The sequence below is a fragment of the Cutibacterium sp. LaCa_255 genome (assembly GCF_057458005.1).
The window spans coordinates 498,084-513,951 of record NZ_CP190956.1; the positions used below are offsets into that span (position 1 = coordinate 498,084).

General features: G+C 62.9%; 18 protein-coding genes. 12 read left to right on the forward strand and 6 right to left on the reverse strand.

The window, feature by feature from the left end; genetic code table 11:
- The first annotated feature begins 11 nt into the window (after positions 1–11).
- From ACP8ML_RS02175 to ACP8ML_RS02195, 5 genes are all read left to right on the forward strand, one after another.
- Positions 12–1,307, forward strand: a complete 1,296-nt coding sequence (locus tag ACP8ML_RS02175) for an ABC transporter substrate-binding protein (protein WP_117188842.1) — start codon at positions 12–14, stop codon at positions 1,305–1,307.
- Positions 1,307–2,266 carry a carbohydrate ABC transporter permease gene (locus ACP8ML_RS02180; protein WP_069101840.1) on the forward strand — a complete coding sequence of 320 codons (960 nt, stop codon included), beginning with the start codon at positions 1,307–1,309 and terminating at the stop codon, positions 2,264–2,266. The genes ACP8ML_RS02175 and ACP8ML_RS02180 overlap by 1 nt, the downstream gene beginning before the upstream one ends.
- Positions 2,259–3,152, forward strand: coding sequence for a carbohydrate ABC transporter permease (locus ACP8ML_RS02185; RefSeq protein ID WP_202724876.1), 894 nt, complete (start codon positions 2,259–2,261; stop codon positions 3,150–3,152). Before ACP8ML_RS02180 ends, ACP8ML_RS02185 begins: the two co-directional genes overlap by 8 nt.
- Positions 3,153–3,258: 106 nt before the next feature.
- Positions 3,259–4,296 carry an L-threonine 3-dehydrogenase gene (gene tdh, locus ACP8ML_RS02190; protein WP_065674323.1) on the forward strand — a complete coding sequence of 346 codons (1,038 nt, stop codon included), beginning with the start codon at positions 3,259–3,261 and terminating at the stop codon, positions 4,294–4,296.
- A 35-nt stretch (positions 4,297–4,331) separates the two neighbouring features.
- Positions 4,332–5,522, forward strand: coding sequence for a glycine C-acetyltransferase (locus ACP8ML_RS02195; RefSeq protein ID WP_117189008.1), 1,191 nt, complete (start codon positions 4,332–4,334; stop codon positions 5,520–5,522).
- Between the two features lie 24 nt (positions 5,523–5,546).
- Here ACP8ML_RS02195 and ACP8ML_RS02200 read toward each other — a convergent pair whose 3' ends face one another.
- The 4 genes from ACP8ML_RS02200 to ACP8ML_RS02215 are packed head-to-tail and all read right to left on the reverse strand — an operon-like array spanning position 5,547 to position 8,650.
- On the reverse strand, positions 5,547–6,461 hold the full coding sequence (locus ACP8ML_RS02200; RefSeq protein ID WP_117188838.1) for an ABC transporter substrate-binding protein: 915 nt from the start codon (positions 6,459–6,461) through the stop codon (positions 5,547–5,549).
- 22 nt (positions 6,462–6,483) lie between these two features.
- A complete protein-coding gene (locus ACP8ML_RS02205; RefSeq protein ID WP_117188836.1) occupies positions 6,484–7,179 on the reverse strand; it encodes an ABC transporter permease in 696 nt (231 codons plus the stop codon).
- On the reverse strand, positions 7,176–7,829 hold the full coding sequence (locus tag ACP8ML_RS02210; protein ID WP_117188834.1) for an ABC transporter permease: 654 nt from the start codon (positions 7,827–7,829) through the stop codon (positions 7,176–7,178). Before ACP8ML_RS02210 ends, ACP8ML_RS02205 begins: the two co-directional genes overlap by 4 nt.
- A complete protein-coding gene (locus ACP8ML_RS02215; RefSeq protein ID WP_117188832.1) occupies positions 7,826–8,650 on the reverse strand; it encodes an ABC transporter ATP-binding protein in 825 nt (274 codons plus the stop codon). The genes ACP8ML_RS02210 and ACP8ML_RS02215 overlap by 4 nt, the downstream gene beginning before the upstream one ends.
- Positions 8,651–8,775: 125 nt before the next feature.
- On the opposite strand from ACP8ML_RS02215, the gene ACP8ML_RS02220 reads away from it, so the two are divergent.
- Both ACP8ML_RS02220 and ACP8ML_RS02225 read left to right on the forward strand, forming a co-directional pair.
- On the forward strand, positions 8,776–9,606 hold the full coding sequence (locus ACP8ML_RS02220) for a DedA family protein (RefSeq protein ID WP_117188830.1): 831 nt from the start codon (positions 8,776–8,778) through the stop codon (positions 9,604–9,606).
- 24 nt (positions 9,607–9,630) lie between these two features.
- Positions 9,631–9,993, forward strand: a complete 363-nt coding sequence (locus ACP8ML_RS02225) for a DUF488 domain-containing protein (protein WP_016667025.1) — start codon at positions 9,631–9,633, stop codon at positions 9,991–9,993.
- A 3-nt stretch (positions 9,994–9,996) separates the two neighbouring features.
- On the opposite strand, the gene ACP8ML_RS02230 is transcribed toward ACP8ML_RS02225, so the two are convergent.
- Positions 9,997–10,518, reverse strand: coding sequence for an O-acetyl-ADP-ribose deacetylase (locus ACP8ML_RS02230; protein WP_117189006.1), 522 nt, complete (start codon positions 10,516–10,518; stop codon positions 9,997–9,999).
- Between the two features lie 109 nt (positions 10,519–10,627).
- On the opposite strand from ACP8ML_RS02230, the gene ACP8ML_RS02235 reads away from it, so the two are divergent.
- On the forward strand, positions 10,628–11,644 hold the full coding sequence (locus ACP8ML_RS02235) for an NADP-dependent oxidoreductase (RefSeq protein WP_117188828.1): 1,017 nt from the start codon (positions 10,628–10,630) through the stop codon (positions 11,642–11,644).
- Between the two features lie 19 nt (positions 11,645–11,663).
- Here ACP8ML_RS02235 and ACP8ML_RS02240 read toward each other — a convergent pair whose 3' ends face one another.
- Positions 11,664–12,251 carry a histidine phosphatase family protein gene (locus ACP8ML_RS02240; protein ID WP_117188826.1) on the reverse strand — a complete coding sequence of 196 codons (588 nt, stop codon included), beginning with the start codon at positions 12,249–12,251 and terminating at the stop codon, positions 11,664–11,666.
- A gap of 92 nt (positions 12,252–12,343) precedes the next feature.
- Here ACP8ML_RS02240 and ACP8ML_RS02245 point away from each other — a divergent pair, with 92 nt between their 5' ends.
- Genes ACP8ML_RS02245 through ACP8ML_RS02260 form a run of 4 tightly spaced genes read left to right on the forward strand, consistent with a single transcriptional unit; the run spans position 12,344 to position 15,758 of the window.
- Positions 12,344–13,267 (forward strand): ABC transporter ATP-binding protein, encoded by a 924-nt coding sequence (locus ACP8ML_RS02245; RefSeq protein ID WP_117188824.1) that lies wholly within the window; start codon positions 12,344–12,346, stop codon positions 13,265–13,267.
- Positions 13,264–14,016, forward strand: coding sequence for an ABC transporter permease (locus ACP8ML_RS02250; protein WP_117188822.1), 753 nt, complete (start codon positions 13,264–13,266; stop codon positions 14,014–14,016). Before ACP8ML_RS02245 ends, ACP8ML_RS02250 begins: the two co-directional genes overlap by 4 nt.
- Before the next feature lie 27 nt (positions 14,017–14,043).
- Positions 14,044–15,150, forward strand: a complete 1,107-nt coding sequence (locus tag ACP8ML_RS02255) for a sensor histidine kinase (RefSeq protein WP_063810874.1) — start codon at positions 14,044–14,046, stop codon at positions 15,148–15,150.
- Complete coding sequence (locus ACP8ML_RS02260) at positions 15,147–15,758, forward strand: response regulator transcription factor (RefSeq protein WP_002549688.1); 612 nt, start codon at positions 15,147–15,149, stop codon at positions 15,756–15,758. Before ACP8ML_RS02255 ends, ACP8ML_RS02260 begins: the two co-directional genes overlap by 4 nt.
- Positions 15,759–15,868: the final 110 nt, after the last annotated feature.

Below are 15,868 nucleotides of genomic sequence, written 5' to 3' on the forward strand. Positions count from 1 at the left end.
AGAGGTCAATCATGGATCGCAGAGGTTTCATCATGGGAGGGGCGGCCCTCGCCACCCTGACCATCGCCGGATGCTCGTCGTCGAGCAAGAACGACAAGACGGACGTCTCGCCAAGCGTCGACTCGAACACGTCCGCTGAGCTGACCCTGGCCTACTGGGACAAGAACCAGACGAAGACGATCGAGGAGAACCTCAAGTCCTTCGCCAAAAAGTACCCGAACATCAAGGTCAAGACGAACCTGGCCGGGTTCAAGGATTACTGGAACAAGCTGCGCACCCAGGCCCAGGGCAATGAGCTTCCCGACGTGTTCTGGATGAACGGTCCCAACATCCAGCTGTACGCCGCCAACGGTATGCTCGCCCCGATCGACAAGATCACGGATGCCGGCGTGAAGTGGTCGGACTACCCGAAAGCCCTTGTCGACCTCTACACCTACGAGGGCAAGCATTACGGAGTGCCGAAGGACTTCGACACCATTGGCGTCTTCTACAACAAGAAGATCTTCAAGGAGGCCGGAGTCGACTTCCCGACCGCTGACTGGACCTGGGACGACTTCCACAACAAGGCCAAGAAGATCTCCGACTGGGGCAAACCCAGGGGCATCTACGGATGTGCGACCACCATCAACGGCGACGGACAGGGCACTTATTACAACACGATCGCCCAGGCCGGTGGTTACGTCATCAAGGACAACAAGTCCGGATTCGACGACCCCAAGAGCATCGAAGGACTGCAGTGCTGGGCTGACTGGGTCAAGGATGGATCGGTCGCTTCCCCGAAGGTCGTCACTGACACCAAGCCGTCCCAGATGTTCAAGAGCGGCAAGTCCGCCATGTTCTGGACTGGTGACTGGACGGCCTCCGAGCTAGCCGAGGAGTTCAAGGGCAAGGAGGACGACTACGACGTCATCGACCTGCCTAAGAAGGAAAAGAAAGGCACCATCATCCACGGTCTCGGATGGGTTGCCTCCGCCAAGAGCGAGAACAAGGCAGCAGCCCTAGCTCTCATTGCTCACATGTCGGGCAAAGAGAGCCAGGAGGTCGAGGCGAAGAACGGCACCGCCATCCCAGCCTTTAACGGAACTCAGGACGCGTGGATCAAGAGCTACCCGAAGTGGAACTGCAAGATGTTTGTCGCCGCCGCGACGAGCTACGCCGTGACTTACCCGGTTAGCCGTAACACCGACGCCTGGGCCAACCGTGAGGCTGATTTCCTCAACCCGGCCTTTGCCGGCGAGACCCCAGTGCCTCAGGCTGCCAAGAAGCTGGCAGCCTTTATGAACGACGCTCTGAGCAAGGAGAAGTGATGCCACGGCCCGGTGTGCGAGGCAGTCAGGCGGCTGCCTCGCCCTCCGGGTCGGGATCCCACCGGCCCGGACGACCAAATCCGACGAGCGTCGGAGCGTGGCCCATCCTCTTCATCGGTCCGCTCATGCTCGGCATCGCGGTGTTCTACTACTGGCCCATCGTCAAGAACATCGTCGCCTCGGTGCAGCAGACCAATGCGTTCGGAGGAAATCCCGAGTTCGTCGGACTGCAGAACTACAACGACCTGTTCTCGAGTCCTGATCTGGGCTCGGCGATGCTCAACACTTTGCTGTATACGCTCATCGTCCTGCTGGGGATCCCACTGTCGGTCATCATCGCGTCGATGATTGAACTGCCAGGCCTGAAGTTCAAGGGGTTGTATCGAGCGCTGTACTTCATGCCGTACCTGGCCATGCCGATGGCTGTCGCCCAGGTCTGGAAGATCGTGTACAACGGCCAGTTCGGTCTCCTCAACCAGATACTTCGTGGACTTGGTGCAAGCAATCCTCCCTATTGGCTCGTCACCCCGGGATGGGCGCTGTTCGCGGTTGCCCTGTTCGGGCTGTGGGCATCCATTGGTTTCAACGTCATCATCTTGTCGGCAGGTCTGAAATCGATTCCTCGAGAGTTGTACGAGGCCGCATCCATTGACGGTGCCTCGAGATGGCGCCAGTTCCGGTCGATCACGGTTCCGCTGTTGTCACCGTCGATCTTCTTCCTGGTGATCATGACGACGATCAGCGGATTCCAGCTCTTCGATGCCTTATACGCCATGATCGGTACCGGCAATCCGGCTGAGCCCAGAACGAGGTCCTTGGTGTCCCTGTTCTACCGGGAGGCCTTTGTCAACAACGACCAAGGGGTAGGCGCTGCGATCGCCATTGTCATCTTCCTCTTGGTCGCCATCGTCACCTTCATTCAGTTCCTGGGTCAGAAGAAGTGGGTCAACTATGTCTGAGATCACGCAGGCTGGCGAGGGCTTGAGTGAGCAGGAGATCGACCAGCTCGTCAAGAAGGGCGACCGAAACTCCCAGAAAGGCCTGGTTGGCGTCCACATATTACTGATCATTGGCGGCATCTTCATGGTGTTCCCGTTCGTCTACCAGGTGCTCATGTCCTTGTCGACGAACGCTGAGATTCAGGCCGTTCCGCCCAAGTTCATCCCGGACGAGTGGCAGTTCAAGAACTATGCCGACGTTTTCACGAGGTTGCCATTCCTCAAGCAGTTCGGTGTCTCGGTGACGATCACCGTCCTGCGAACCGTCGCGCAGTTGATCCTGTGCGCCATGGGTGGATACGCCTTCGCCCGGATGAAATTCGGAGGCAAGTCCATCCTTTTCGGGTTCGTGCTGGCCATCCTTATGGTGCCCGGACAGTCCTATCTCATTGGCCAGTACCAGATCATTCGTGACCTTGGCCTGCTGGAGACCCCGTGGGGCATCGTGTTGCCAGGTTTCTTCTCGGCCTTCGGCGTCTTCCTGATGCGGCAGTCGTTCATGAGCCTGCCCGTCGAGTTGGAGGAAGCAGCCCGCCTTGACGGGTGCAATCCGTGGCAGACCTTCTGGCGAGTCATGGTCCCCGTCGTCAAGCCAGGCTTGTTCGCCGTCATGATTACGACCGTGTTGTGGTCCTGGAATGACCTGCTGTGGCCACTCATCGTGACCACGCGGGAGGAATCCATGCCGTTGAGCGTGGGTATAGCCACCTTGGCCGGACAGCATTCCAGCGAGTTCGCCCTCATGATGGCCGCCTCCGTGATGGCCATGACACCGATCTTCCTGCTGTTCTTCTCGATGCAGAAGAGGGTCATCGAAGGGCTGGCCAGCTCGGGTTTGAAGGGCTGAGCCCCGGAGTTCACCACCCGACGTGCAGCACTGTTCGGGTGGTGGCACAGTTGTGTCGTCACAAAGATGTGGTTGAGGGGGTCACGCCCCGGAAAGGTGAGGGGCCATGAAGGCCTTGGCGAAGACCCGGCCGGAACCGGGGCTTGAACTCATTGACATTCCCGACCCGACCCCGGGCCCGAACGATGTCGTCGTCAAGGTGCTGCGCAGTGGGATCTGCGGCACCGACGTCCACATCGACACGTGGGACGGATGGGCTTCCAAGACGGTGCACACCCCGCTGGTCCTCGGACACGAGTTCTGCGGTGAGATCATCGAGCTCGGCTCCGAGGTCAATGATCTGGAGGTCGGCCAGCTCGTCTCTGGTGAGGGCCACTACGTCTGCGGCCGCTGCCGGGCCTGCCTGGCCGGTAAGCGACACCTGTGCCGCAATACCCAAGGCATCGGATATGCGGTCGACGGGGCCTATTGCCAGTACTTCGTCATGCCGGCCAGCAACATCTGGGTCCACCACATCCCGAACCTCGACCCCGACGTCGCGGCGATCTTCGACCCGTTCGGCAATGCCGTTCACACGGCGCTGCAGTTCCCCTGCCTGGCCGAGGACGTCCTCGTGTCGGGAGCCGGACCCATCGGGATCATGGCGGCCCTCGTCGCCCAGTTCCAGGGGGCGCGCAACGTCGTCGTCACCGACCTGTCCGACGAGAGGCTCGAACTGGCCCAGAGGCTCGGCCTGGACAACACCGTCAATGTCTCCCGGGAGGGCCTGGAGACGGTGTGGAACCGCTTCGACATGAAGGAGGGCTTCGACATCGGCCTGGAGATGTCCGGGTCGGGTGCCGCCCTGACCTCCATGATCGACAACATGACCCATGGCGGTCGTATCGCCCTGCTGGGAACCCCGAGCAAGGCCATCACCCTCGACATGTCCAAGATCATCTTCAACATGATCACGATCCGGGGAGTCACCGGCCGTCAGATCTTCGAGACTTGGTACACCATGGCCTCCCTCATCCGCTCCGGTCTGGACATCTCCGGGATCATCACCGACAGGTTCCCCATCACGGAATTCCGTGAGGCATTCGACGTCGCCGGCTCGGGCCATGGCGGCAAGGTCGTCATGGACTGGGAATGCCTCGACTGACCGACGAAGGAAGGACAATCACCATGTACGGATCCATGAAGGACGAACTCAGCGCCAAGATCGAAGCCCTCAAGGAGGAAGGGCTGTACAAGGCTGAGGCCCCGTTGACCAGCCCCCAGTCAGGCGAGATCACCGTCGACGACGGACGCGAGGTCATCAACCTGTGCGCCAACAACTACCTTGGTCTGGCTGACTCACCGGTGCTCGTTGACGCCGCCAAGAAGGCCCTTGACGAGTGGGGCTTCGGTATGGCCTCGGTGCGATTCATCTGCGGCACCCAGACCCTGCACCAGAAGCTGGAGCGGGCCATCACCGAGTTCCTGCACCCCGACGACCCCGACAACTGGGACACCATCCTGTACTCGTCCTGCTTCGACGCCAACGGTGGTCTCTTCGAGGTGCTGTTGGGGCCCGACGATGCCATCATCTCCGACGAGCTCAACCATGCCTCGATCATCGACGGCGTCCGGCTGTGCAAGGCACAGCGTTTCCGCTACCACAACCAGGACATGGCCGACCTGGAGGCCCAGCTCAAGGACGCCCAGGGCAAGGGGTGCAAGCACATCATGGTCGCCACCGATGGCGTCTTCTCCATGGACGGTTTCGTCGCACCGCTGCCGCAGATCTGTGATCTTGCCGAAAGGTACGGTGCGATGGTCATGGTCGACGACTCCCATGCCGTCGGATTCGTGGGCAAGACTGGTGCCGGCACGCCCGAGCACTGGGGAGTACGTGACCGTGTCGACGTCCTGACCGGCACCCTCGGCAAGGCCCTGGGCGGAGCCTCTGGCGGCTACACCTGCTCCCACCGCGAAGTCGTCGAGATGTTGCGTCAGAACTCACGCCCCTATCTGTTCTCGAACTCGCTCGCCCCGTCCATCGCCGGTGCCGCCCTGGCGACCCTAGAACTGCTCAAGTCGAGCTCGGATCTGCTGGATCGTCTGCGCGACAACACCGCGTACTTCCGTGCTGAGATGACCACACGCGGATTCGACATCCCGGAGTCGGATCATCCGATCTGCCCCGTCATGATCGGCGACGCCGTCAAGGCTGCGAAGATGGCCGACGCCATGCTCGCCAAGGGCATCTACGTGCGCGCCTTCAGCTACCCAGTTGTGCCCCGAGGCAAGGCCCGCATCCGTACCCAAATGTCTGCCGGACTGACCCGTGAACAGCTCGACACGGCCATCAAGGCCTTCGAGGAGGCTCGCGAGGAGATCGGCTGAGATTTCTGGTGAGGGGGCTGGTGATCAGGCCAGCCCCTTCGTGTCCAACCAATCCTTGGCAATGGTTGACGCCGAGGCCTTCTCCTCCCCCTGAGCTCGCTGGTTCATGGTGATGAGATCGTCGGTGGTCAGCGCCTTCGAGACCCTGGCCAGCTGATCGCGGGCCTTGTCGTTGACCTTTGTGTTCATCAGCGGGACGACGTTCTGAGGCACGATGAGGTGCTTGGGGTCCTCCAGGACGACGAGATTCTGCTCCTTGATCGCGGGAGTCGTCGTGTAGAGATCGACGAGGTCGACCGTCCCTGATGTTAACGCCTTGACGGTGAGCGGGCCGGAGGAGTCCGACAGTGCGGTGAACTTGACCTTGGATGCCGGGACCCCGTACACCTTCGTCAATCCCCTGGGCCCGTAGGGACGTTCCTTGAGCTCAGGATTTCCGCCCACCTTGACGGCGTCCAGCTTGGCCAGATCTGCCAGGGAAGTGACCTTGTGGGCCTTGGAGAACTCGGAGGTGACGCACCAGGAGTCGGCGTCCTGGGCTGCTGACGGTTCACCCACGGACATCCCGGACGGCACCGCCTTGCGCAGAGCGGCCATGACCGATTTCTCGTCAGAGGCCGTCGAGGATCCCTGGAAGAACTGCAGCAGGTTCCCGGAATATTCCGGGACGAGGTCGATCGAGCCGTCCTTGAGCGCCTTGACGTAGACATCGCGGGCGCCGATCTGCATCCGACGCTTGACGCTGACGCCAGCCTTCTCGAGAGCCTGGGCGTAGACCTCGGCGATGATCTCGGACTCAGTGAAATTCGCCGATCCGACGGTCACACCTGCGCCACCGGAGCCGGAGTCGTTCGAGTCGAGGGGATCATGGGAGGAACACGCCGCCAGGCCGGTCAGCAATGCGGCTCCGAGCAGTGTTCGGCGAGTCGTCGTGGTCATTCTTGCTCCATTCGATGGGTGATCACTGTGGGGTGAGGGCCAGGGCGTGTCGCACACCCGGACCGGTGAGTAGGCGCGTTGCCAGGGCGAGTAGGCCATCGGTGGCGAGGGCCAACACGATGATGACGATGGACCCGGCGAGCATCTGCGGGTAATCGGAGACCGCCAGACCGTCAAGGATGAAACGTCCCAGGCCACCCATGCCCAGGTAGGAGCAGATGGTCGTCGTCGCGATGACCTGCAGGGTGGCTGACCTCAACCCGCCCAGCAGCAGGGGAGCAGCCAGCGGCAACTCGACGCGGCGCAGGACCTGCATCCCGGTCATGCCGCAGGCTCGAGCTCCGTCAGTCACCTCGTCGTCGACGGCTTCAATCCCGGAGTAGCTGCCGGCCAGCAGGGGCGGGATCGCCAAGATCGCCAGCACGATGGTGGCCGGGACGACGGGACGCTCGATTCCCATCGTCGTCGAGATGGCCAGCAAGGTGAGCAGCCCGAGGGACGGCAGTGCGCGCAGAGCCCCTGAACAGGTCACCGCGACGGTCCTTCCGCGGCCGGTGTGGCCAATCGCCAGACCAGCGGGGATCGCGATGACCGAGGCGAGGAGGATGGCCAACAGGGTGTACCAGAGATGCTCGCCGATGCGGACCCCGATGGCTCCGGGACCGCTCCAGTGCGATGAGGTCGCCAACCAGGTGAAAGCAGATGCAATCTGGGTCATGCCGACTCCCCCTTGCGACGCTGCCAGGGCGTGAGGAGACGGCCGACCGCGACGATGACGAGGTCGAAGACGATTGCCAGGACGAGAGTCCCGATGATCCCGATCCAGATCTCGGTCGGGAAGGAACGCTGGTAACCGTCCGTGAAGAAGTAGCCCAGGGAGGGGACGCCAATGAGGGCACCGACGCTGACCAAGGACAACGTGGATGCCGAGACCACCCGCATTCCCGCAGTGAGTGCAGGGACAGCCAGCGGCAGGGCCACTCGCCAGAACACCTGGGAATTGGAGTAACCCATGGCGACGGCGTCGCGACGTACCGATCGTCCCACCGAGTCGAAGGCGTCGGTGGCCGTCCTCACCAACAGGGCGATGCCGTAGAGGGTGAGGGCGGCGATGACATTGCTCGGATCGAGGATCTTCGTGCCGAGGATGAGCGGTAACAGGACGAACAGTGGCAAGGAGGGAAGGGCGTACAGGATGGAGGCGCCGGGTACCAGGAGGCGGCGTGCGGTCCGAGAGTGGTGCGCCCACCACCCCAGCGGGACTGACAGCACGAGGCTCACGACCACCGGAATGATGCCGAGCACGGCATGGTGGCTCGTCAATTGCCAGATTTGGTCCCGGTTCTCGTCGATCCACCGGGTGTTCACGAGTTCTCCTCGGAAGTTCCCGTGAGACGACCGACGAGTCGGCCACCGGCGTCGACGACGGTGGGAGGCTCGTCGCGCAGTTCGACGTGGAGACTGCGACGATCTCCACCGATGAAGGAGGAGACGAAGTCGTCGACGGGGTGGAGCAGGATCTCATCGGGGCGGCCCCGCTGGGCGACCTGGGCACCGCGTCTCAGCACGAGGACCTCGTCGCCGAGCAAGAAGGCCTCGTCGACGTCATGGGTGACGAATATGATCGTCTTGGCGAGATCCTCCTGGATACGTAGAAGACCCTGCTGCAACTCGGCACGCACCACCGGATCGACGGCGCCGAAGGGCTCGTCCATGAGGAGGATGTCAGGGTTGGCGGCAAGGGCCCGGGCCACTCCGACCCGCTGGCGCTGACCGCCGGACAGCTGGGTGGGGTAGCGGCGGGCCAACGAGGAGTCCAGGCCGACCCTCTCCAACAGATCCATGGCCCGGGACCGGGCAGCGCTCCGGGAAGTCCCGGAGAGAAGCGGCACTGTGGCGATGTTGTCGACCACGGTTCGGTGGGGGAGCAACCCACCCGATTGCATGACGTATCCGATCTGACGACGCAGCTTGACCGGATCAACCGTGGCGATGTCGGTGTCGTCGATGAGTATTTGGCCCTCGGACGGATCGACCATTCGGTTGACCATCCTCAGCAGGGTGGTCTTTCCGCATCCGGAGGACCCTAGCAAGACGACCAGGTGGTGGGATTCCACCTCCAGGTCAAAATTCTCGACGGCGACAGTGCCCTCGTCGAAACGCTTGCTGACGTGGTCGAAACGGATCATGCGGTCCCTCCCCGGCCGGCCAGTTCGCGTGTGCTGTGGGTGACGCCGGTTGAGAGATCACGCTACCGTCCGTACGAGGTCAGGAGAAGTGCGTTCTCCTCTCGGCAGACATCGCAGCTGCAGGACTGTCACCTGCACTGGGTATCCTCGACGGCGTGCAGGACGAGATGAGTACTGCGGCTGCGGGGGAGAAGGATTCCTTCGCCGTGGCCGCCACCGCCCTTGCCGCGGCCGAGAATGAACTGGAGAGGTCCGCCGCCGGTGACGACTCCGCCGAGGACGAGGAGTGGTGGAAGGCCGAGGGCATGCCCTGGAACCACAAGCCAGGCCGCTCCGATTACTGGTGCATGGGGTGGATCGGCTTCCTTGGCATCTTCTCGTTGGCCATGCTCCCGCTGCGTGGTTGGCTGCTCGGCCTTGATCCGCCGATCCTCGTGGGGCTCACGGGATCCCGTACCGGTGCAGCGGCGACCGGAGCTCTGGCATCGGTCAATCAGGCCCCGCACTGGCTGTGGTGGTTGCTGTTGGGCTCGATCATGTCGATCAAACTTGACTGGGTCTACTGGTGGGCCGGAAAGCTGTGGGGCCGAGGGATGATCGAGGTCTGGGCCGGACGATCCGAGCGGTCCCGACGCCGTTACGACCAGGCGGAGAGGTGGGCTCGCAAGCTCGGCTGGCTGGGTGTTCTCGTCGCCTATGTGCCGATTCCGTTGCCGATCATGCCGGTGGTCTTCGTCCTGACGGGTGCCTCCGGGATGAAGGTGAAGTGGTTCGTCGCGCTGGACTTCGTCGCCGCCACAGTCTGGAACCTGGGCTACCTCACTCTGGGGTGGGGAGTCGGTGATCCCATCGTTGACGCACTGAAATACTATGCGAAGATTGCGAACTGGGTGGCCATCATCCTGCTCGTCGTCATCCTCGCCCCCCTCTTCTTCAAGTCCAAGAAGAAGGCTTGATCCCGGCGTGACACAGTGGAAGGCATGACAACCTTCCGCGCAGTGAATATCCGTGACGACCTCAAGGCGGGCCCGGCCAAGGGATATCGGGTCCTCGTTGATCGCATGTGGCCTCGAGGGGTCAAGAAGGACGATGCTGAGCTCGATGAGCGTCGCACCGATCTGGCCCCTTCCTCGGAACTGCGCACCTGGTGGAACCACGACGCTGACCGGTTCGACGAGTTTGCAGGCCGTTACGAGGCTGATCTCGACGAATCGGGAGCAGCGAAGAAGTTCGTTGACGAGTGCGCCGACCACGACGAGGTGATCCTGCTCTTCGGTGCCGGCGACCGTGAGGTCAACCACGCCGTCGTGCTGGAGCGAATCCTCAACGATCTGGCTGGATGAGAATTACGACCATCCGTTTCCGAGAGCGGAGCGGTATCCCGCTTCGGCCTCGGCGTTGAAGGCGACGAGGTAGATCGTCTCCACCGAGGTGTCGGTCTCCTTGCATGTTTTGACGGCGATGCGGGTGGCCTCGTCCATGGGATAGCCGTACACCCCTGCCGAAATCGTCGGGAAGGCGACGGTTCTCGCGCCGATCTCGTCAGCCACCCGCAGGGACGTGCGGTAGCAGGAGGCGAGCTGGTCAGACTTGTCGATGGTCTTCGCCCAGACCGGACCGACGGTGTGGATGATCCACTTGGCAGTCATCTTTCCCGCGGTGGTGGCCACCGACTGCCCCGTGGGTAGGCCGTCGGGCAGGGTAGTCTCGCGGAGCTTGCGACAAGCCGCCGACAACTCAGACCCTGCAGCCCGGTGGATGGCGCCATCGACCCCTCCGCCGCCAGCCAGCCGACGGTTCGCCGCATTGACGACGGCGTCGACATCGAGAGTGGTGATGTCAGTGCGAAGGATCCTGATCTCGGCCATGACCCCATTGTGCATGACCGGCGATCACCCTCCGCGGAATCCGCTGGTCTGGTGGCATGAGGCGTGCGATGGTCGAGATGTTGACCGGCGTCGAGAGAGGAACACTCCCATGAGCACCACCCATCTGACTTCCACCCGCGCTGTCCATCTCGCATCCCGACCACACGGTGCACCGACCGAGGACAATTTTCGCATCGAGGAGATCCCCCTTCCCGAACTGGCCGCCGGGCAGATCCTCGTCGCCAATGAGGTGATGTCGGTCGACCCGTACATGCGCGGCCGGATGAACGACGTCAAGTCCTACGTGCCACCATTCCAGGTCGACCAGCCCCTCGACGGCGGAGCGGTCGGCACCGTCATCGCGTCGCGCAGCGAAGGCATTCTGGAAGGGATGCACGTCGTCCACCAGCTCGGATGGCGTGAACACGCGGTTCTTGACGCCTCCGATGCGAGGGCCATCGACGTCGACATCGCACCCGCCTCGGCCTACCTCGGTGTTCTGGGCATGACCGGGCTCACCGCTTACGCGGGTCTGACCCGCGCCGCGGAGATGAAGGCCGGAGATGCCGTCTTCGTCTCCGGCGCCGCCGGGGCCGTCGGCTCGATGGTCGGCCAGTTGGCAGGCCTGCTCGGGGCGACTCGGGTCATCGGCTCTGCCGGCACCGATGCCAAGGTTGCCCGATTGCGTGACCTTGGTTTCGACGCTGCCTTCAACTACCACGACGGCCCGGTGACCGACCTGCTCGGACAAGCCGCTCCCGACGGCATCGACGTCTACTACGACAACGTCGGGGGAGACCACCTGGAGGCCGCCATCAACCACCTCAACACCGATGGTCGCGTGGCCATGTGTGGGGCGATCTCCCAGTACAACTCCGTCGAGCCGCCGTGTGCCCCGCGCAATCTGGGGCTGGCCATCGGCAAGCGGCTGACGCTGCGGGGTTTCGTCATCGCCAAGTACGCCGAGGAAGTCCGTCCGGAGTTCCAGCAGAAGATGGCCCAGTGGTTGGCGAACGACGAGATCCACTGGGACGAGACCTACCGGGATGGCCTCGACGCGGCGCCCAAGGCCTTCATCGACATGCTCGAGGGTGCCAACACCGGGAAGATGCTCGTGAGACTGTGAGATTCCCCGGCACGGAAGCTCACAGGTTCGGAAGGCTCTCCACCAGCTCGTGCAGGTCGAGATCCCGGTACATAACAATTCCATTTGTCAGCGCGAGGGAGTAGTCGCAGTCACGGTGGGTGCCTCCGGACAGGGCCGACAGCATGACACGCAGGGTGTCCCCGTGACTGACCATGACGACGGCCTCGGGGGGATTCTGGGCAAGCTCGTCCAACAGATCGCGACAGCGTCGCCAGACGTCGAGAAGTGACTCCCCGCCACCCCAGCCGACCTCGGCAATGTCGGCATCCTCGGGGATCGGCATCTCGTGCAGTTCACTGGACAGCTGGCCCTCCATGTCACCCAAGTACTGCTCCCGCAGCCGGGCGTCAGCCTGAGGTGTCGACCCGATCGCGCAACCCACACGTTGAGCGGTCTGCAGGGCACGTTTCTGGTCCGAACTCAGCAGTGCGGTGTGACGAGGCACCAATACGGCGACCTTCCGTCCGGCCTCACCGGCCTGACGGTGGCCTCTCCTGGTCAGGGGGACCTCCATCGTCTGTCCCTGGACGCGGTGCTCCAGGTTCCAGGTGGACTGGCCGTGGCGTACCAGGACGATTCGAGTCATTGCCGTAGCCTAACCCCCCATGACGAATGTCATGGCGAAGTCGTGACGCCGGACCATGGGCGGAACCACGCCTGGTGGGGTGTCATGGAGGCATGAACGAAACAGCGGTGGTCGTCGAGGATCTCGTCAAGGCCTTCCCTGCCAAGGGAGGACACCTGACGGCCGTCGACCACATCAATTTCACCATCAAGCAAGGGGAGGTTGTCGCCTTCCTCGGCCCCAACGGCGCCGGCAAGACGACAACCATCGACATGTTGTTGGGGATCACCGACCCGACCTCCGGCCGAGTCGAGTTGATGGGCCGGAACGCCGAGGAGGGGGCCCGATCCGGCCGGGTCTCGGCGGTACAACAGACCCGTGGCCTGCTCGACAACTTCACCGTCCACGAGACCTTGCGAGTCATCGGATCGACCTTCAAGCTCCCGCGGTCCCGGATCGATGAGCAGATGCGGGTCTGGGAGCTGGAGGATTTCGCCTCCCGGAAGGTCGGAAAGTGTTCAGGCGGTCAGCAACAGCGGTTGCGCTTCGCCCTGGCGATGCTGCCCGATCCGGATCTCCTGGTTCTGGACGAGCCGACGATGGGTCTCGACGTCGATGGACGGCGTCACTTCTGGGCCCAGATGCACAAGGCCGCTGACGACGGCCGCACCATCATCTTCGCCACCCACTACATTGCCGAGGCGGACGAGTTCGCCGACCGGGTCATCCTCATCAACCACGGCCGCATCATCGCAGACGGACCGATCGCCGAGATCCGTGCGTCGGTCTCCGGTTCGACGGTGACCGTCGTCTGGCCCGACGTGGATCCCGCGACCCTGGATCGCCTGTCCTACGTCAACCACTACGACATCAAGTCCGACACCGTCACCTTCACCACCGACGACTCCGACGAGTTGGTGCGCCATTTGCTCAACCACACCGAGGCCCACGACGTGCTGGTCGCCCGCACCACTCTGGAGGACGCATTCCTCTCACTCACCAGCGAGAGCATCGACCGGGCGGAGAGTGCCTCATGAACATCACCTACTCCCTTCTCGACATCCGGCGGATGGTTCGCACCCCGTCGATCATCATCTTCGCCTTCGTCATGCCGGTCGCGATGTACGTGCTCTTCGGTGCAATCCAGGACTACGGCACCATCCTGGTGGCACATGGAAACGTCAATGCCGCGGTGATGGCGTCGATGGCCCTCTATGGCACTGCCACCGCCGCCTCAGGTCTGGGGTCGTCGTCGGCCCTGGAGCAACAGGCGGGATGGGGACGGCAGCTGGCGACCACCCCGATGACCCAGTGGAACTACCTCGTCACCAAGATCGTCTCGATCCAGGTCGTCGCGGCCGTGCCGGTGGCCCTCGTGCTGCTCGTCGGCGCCCTCTCGGGTGCGCGTATCGACGGCATCGGATGGCCGTGGACCTTCCTCCTGGCATGGGTGTGCTGCGTTCCCTACACCATCTTCGGTCTTGGAATGGCGATACTCATCCGCAACGAGAACGCTGCCTCCCTGGTGTCCTTCTTCGTGCTGGCCTTCGCTTTTCTCGGCAATGTCTTCATGCCCTTGGGCGGGTTCATGCTCAAGCTCTCCCGCTTCACCCCGCTGTGGGGTGTCAACCTGCTGCCGCGGTGGCCGATCATGGGAGGATACGAGATGACGACCCAGGGGCCGGTCGAGGTCGACCTCTTCCGTGCCATCATCAGCGCAGTGGCGTGGGCTGTTGTCTTCGTCGTGTTGGCATGGCTGGTCTCCCGCCGTCACAGGGACTGCTGAGAGGCCAGTTGGGAGGAGAACAGGCCGATGCGCAAACGCTCCAGACGCTCGCTGTCGATATGGGGCGCGCGCGGGACGCAGACCTTGTACGCCGGGATTTGGACGATCTTCCTTGCCTATCCCATCGAGCACATAGCTGCCAACCCCGAGCTCGTGAGGTCCCAGCGGGTCACCGGGTTCGTCCTCATCGGCCTCTTCGTGCTGGTCTACCTGTTCGGATTCTGGCTGGGGGTCGACACGCTGGAGACCTGGCTCTCGCGACGTTGGATGCCTCGCTGGCCCTGGGCATTTCTGGCCGTAATATGTCTGCTCAACGGCGGGGTGGCCCTCGTTGATCCGCCGGCGGCCGTCGAGATGTTCGCCTTTCCGTTGGCCTTCACCCTCTTCCTAATGTCGACATCCGCAGTCCTGATGGTCCTCGTGCTCGAGGTCGCCGCGCTGTTGGTGGCCCGGATCGTCGACGACCAGCGGCAGTGGTGGCTCATCGGACTGCCGTCAATGGCCATGATTCTGCTGGCCGGATGCATCAGGCGGGTGTGGCGCAACAACCGACTCGAGCAGAACAAGCAGCACAAGATCGAGGCCACCTATGCCGAGCGGGAGAGGATCGCCTCCGACGTCCATGACCTTCTTGGCCAGAGCCTGACGGTGATCTCCATGAAAGCCGAACTCATCGGCAAACTCATCGACATCAACCCGGAGGCTGCCAAGGAACAGGCAGCGGACACGCACAACCTGACTCGCGAGGCCCTGGCGCAGGTTCGAGGCCTGGTCAGTGACCTCAACGAGGCTGACCTGGACTCCCAACTCGCCACCGCGGCGACAGCCCTGACGACAGCTGGCATCTCCCTTCGGGTCCGCGACGAGCGGACCGGTGAGTCCGACCATGACGCCGTGTGGGGATGGGTGGTGCGTGAGGCCGTCACCAACATCATCCGCCACTCTCAGGCCAGGTGCTGTTGGATCGATCTGTCCGACGACCGGATGTGCATCATCGATGACGGCATCGGTGTCGGCGACGCCGAGGAAGGTTCCGGTCGGGCGGGGATGAGGCGTCGGGTCGAGGGCGTCGGTGGGCAGCTGGACATCGGTTCGGGGGACAATGGTCGGGGAACCAAGGTGGTGGTGTTATGACCGACGAGTCGATCAAACTCGTTCTCGCCGATGATCAGGCCTTGGTACGCGGTGCCCTTGTCGCTCTGCTCTCCCTGGAACCCGACATCGAGGTGGTCGGCCAGTGCAGTCGTGGCGACGAGGTCGTCCTGACGGTTGAGAAGACCCGTCCCGATGTGCTGCTGCTCGACATCGAGATGCCCGGAATGGACGGCATCGAGGTGGCGGACCGCTTGGCTGGGGCTGACGTCAAGATTCTCATCGTTACCACCTTCGGACGCCCCGGGTACCTGCGCCGGGCGATGGATGCCGGGGCGGCGGGATTCGTCGTCAAGGACACCCCGGCCTCCGAACTGGCCCAGGCAGTGCGCAAGGTTCATCAGGGAGGCCGCGTCATCGACCCATCCTTGGCCGCAGAGTCCCTGCTGGAGGGGTACAACCCGTTGACGGAGAGGGAGCGAGGTGTGTTGCGGGAGGCGGAGTCGGGGGAGCCGATCGCCGTCATCGCGAGGAAACTCTCCCTGTCGACCGGAACGGTCCGTAACCACGTGTCCTCAGCGATCGCGAAGACCAACAGCGTCAATCGGGCCCAGGCAGTTGCCGAGGCCAGGAGACGCGGCTGGTTGTGAAGGCGGAAGTGCTCCCAGCTTTTGGAACCACCGATTGTCCAGGTTTGTGTCAGGCAGTTCAAGGAGGCACCGTGAAAGCGCCCGACACCCACTCCCCGCGTCGAACCAAC

What these genes read in the sequence shown, in the direction of transcription:
- ACP8ML_RS02175 (WP_117188842.1), top strand. Translation starts at nt 12, where the DNA reads ATGGATCGCAGAGGTTTCATCATGGGAGGGGCGGCCCTCGCCACCCTG.
- ACP8ML_RS02180 (WP_069101840.1), top strand. Translation starts at nt 1,307, where the DNA reads ATGCCACGGCCCGGTGTGCGAGGCAGTCAGGCGGCTGCCTCGCCCTCC.
- ACP8ML_RS02185 (WP_202724876.1), top strand. Translation starts at nt 2,259, where the DNA reads ATGTCTGAGATCACGCAGGCTGGCGAGGGCTTGAGTGAGCAGGAGATC.
- tdh (WP_065674323.1), top strand. Translation starts at nt 3,259, where the DNA reads ATGAAGGCCTTGGCGAAGACCCGGCCGGAACCGGGGCTTGAACTCATT.
- ACP8ML_RS02195 (WP_117189008.1), top strand. Translation starts at nt 4,332, where the DNA reads ATGAAGGACGAACTCAGCGCCAAGATCGAAGCCCTCAAGGAGGAAGGG.
- ACP8ML_RS02200 (WP_117188838.1), bottom strand. Translation starts at nt 6,461, where the DNA reads ATGACCACGACGACTCGCCGAACACTGCTCGGAGCCGCATTGCTGACC.
- ACP8ML_RS02205 (WP_117188836.1), bottom strand. Translation starts at nt 7,179, where the DNA reads ATGACCCAGATTGCATCTGCTTTCACCTGGTTGGCGACCTCATCGCAC.
- ACP8ML_RS02215 (WP_117188832.1), bottom strand. Translation starts at nt 8,650, where the DNA reads ATGATCCGTTTCGACCACGTCAGCAAGCGTTTCGACGAGGGCACTGTC.
- ACP8ML_RS02225 (WP_016667025.1), top strand. Translation starts at nt 9,631, where the DNA reads ATGACAACCTTCCGCGCAGTGAATATCCGTGACGACCTCAAGGCGGGC.
- ACP8ML_RS02230 (WP_117189006.1), bottom strand. Translation starts at nt 10,518, where the DNA reads ATGGCCGAGATCAGGATCCTTCGCACTGACATCACCACTCTCGATGTC.
- ACP8ML_RS02235 (WP_117188828.1), top strand. Translation starts at nt 10,628, where the DNA reads ATGAGCACCACCCATCTGACTTCCACCCGCGCTGTCCATCTCGCATCC.
- ACP8ML_RS02240 (WP_117188826.1), bottom strand. Translation starts at nt 12,251, where the DNA reads ATGACTCGAATCGTCCTGGTACGCCACGGCCAGTCCACCTGGAACCTG.
- ACP8ML_RS02245 (WP_117188824.1), top strand. Translation starts at nt 12,344, where the DNA reads ATGAACGAAACAGCGGTGGTCGTCGAGGATCTCGTCAAGGCCTTCCCT.
- ACP8ML_RS02250 (WP_117188822.1), top strand. Translation starts at nt 13,264, where the DNA reads ATGAACATCACCTACTCCCTTCTCGACATCCGGCGGATGGTTCGCACC.
- ACP8ML_RS02255 (WP_063810874.1), top strand. Translation starts at nt 14,044, where the DNA reads ATGCGCAAACGCTCCAGACGCTCGCTGTCGATATGGGGCGCGCGCGGG.
- ACP8ML_RS02260 (WP_002549688.1), top strand. Translation starts at nt 15,147, where the DNA reads ATGACCGACGAGTCGATCAAACTCGTTCTCGCCGATGATCAGGCCTTG.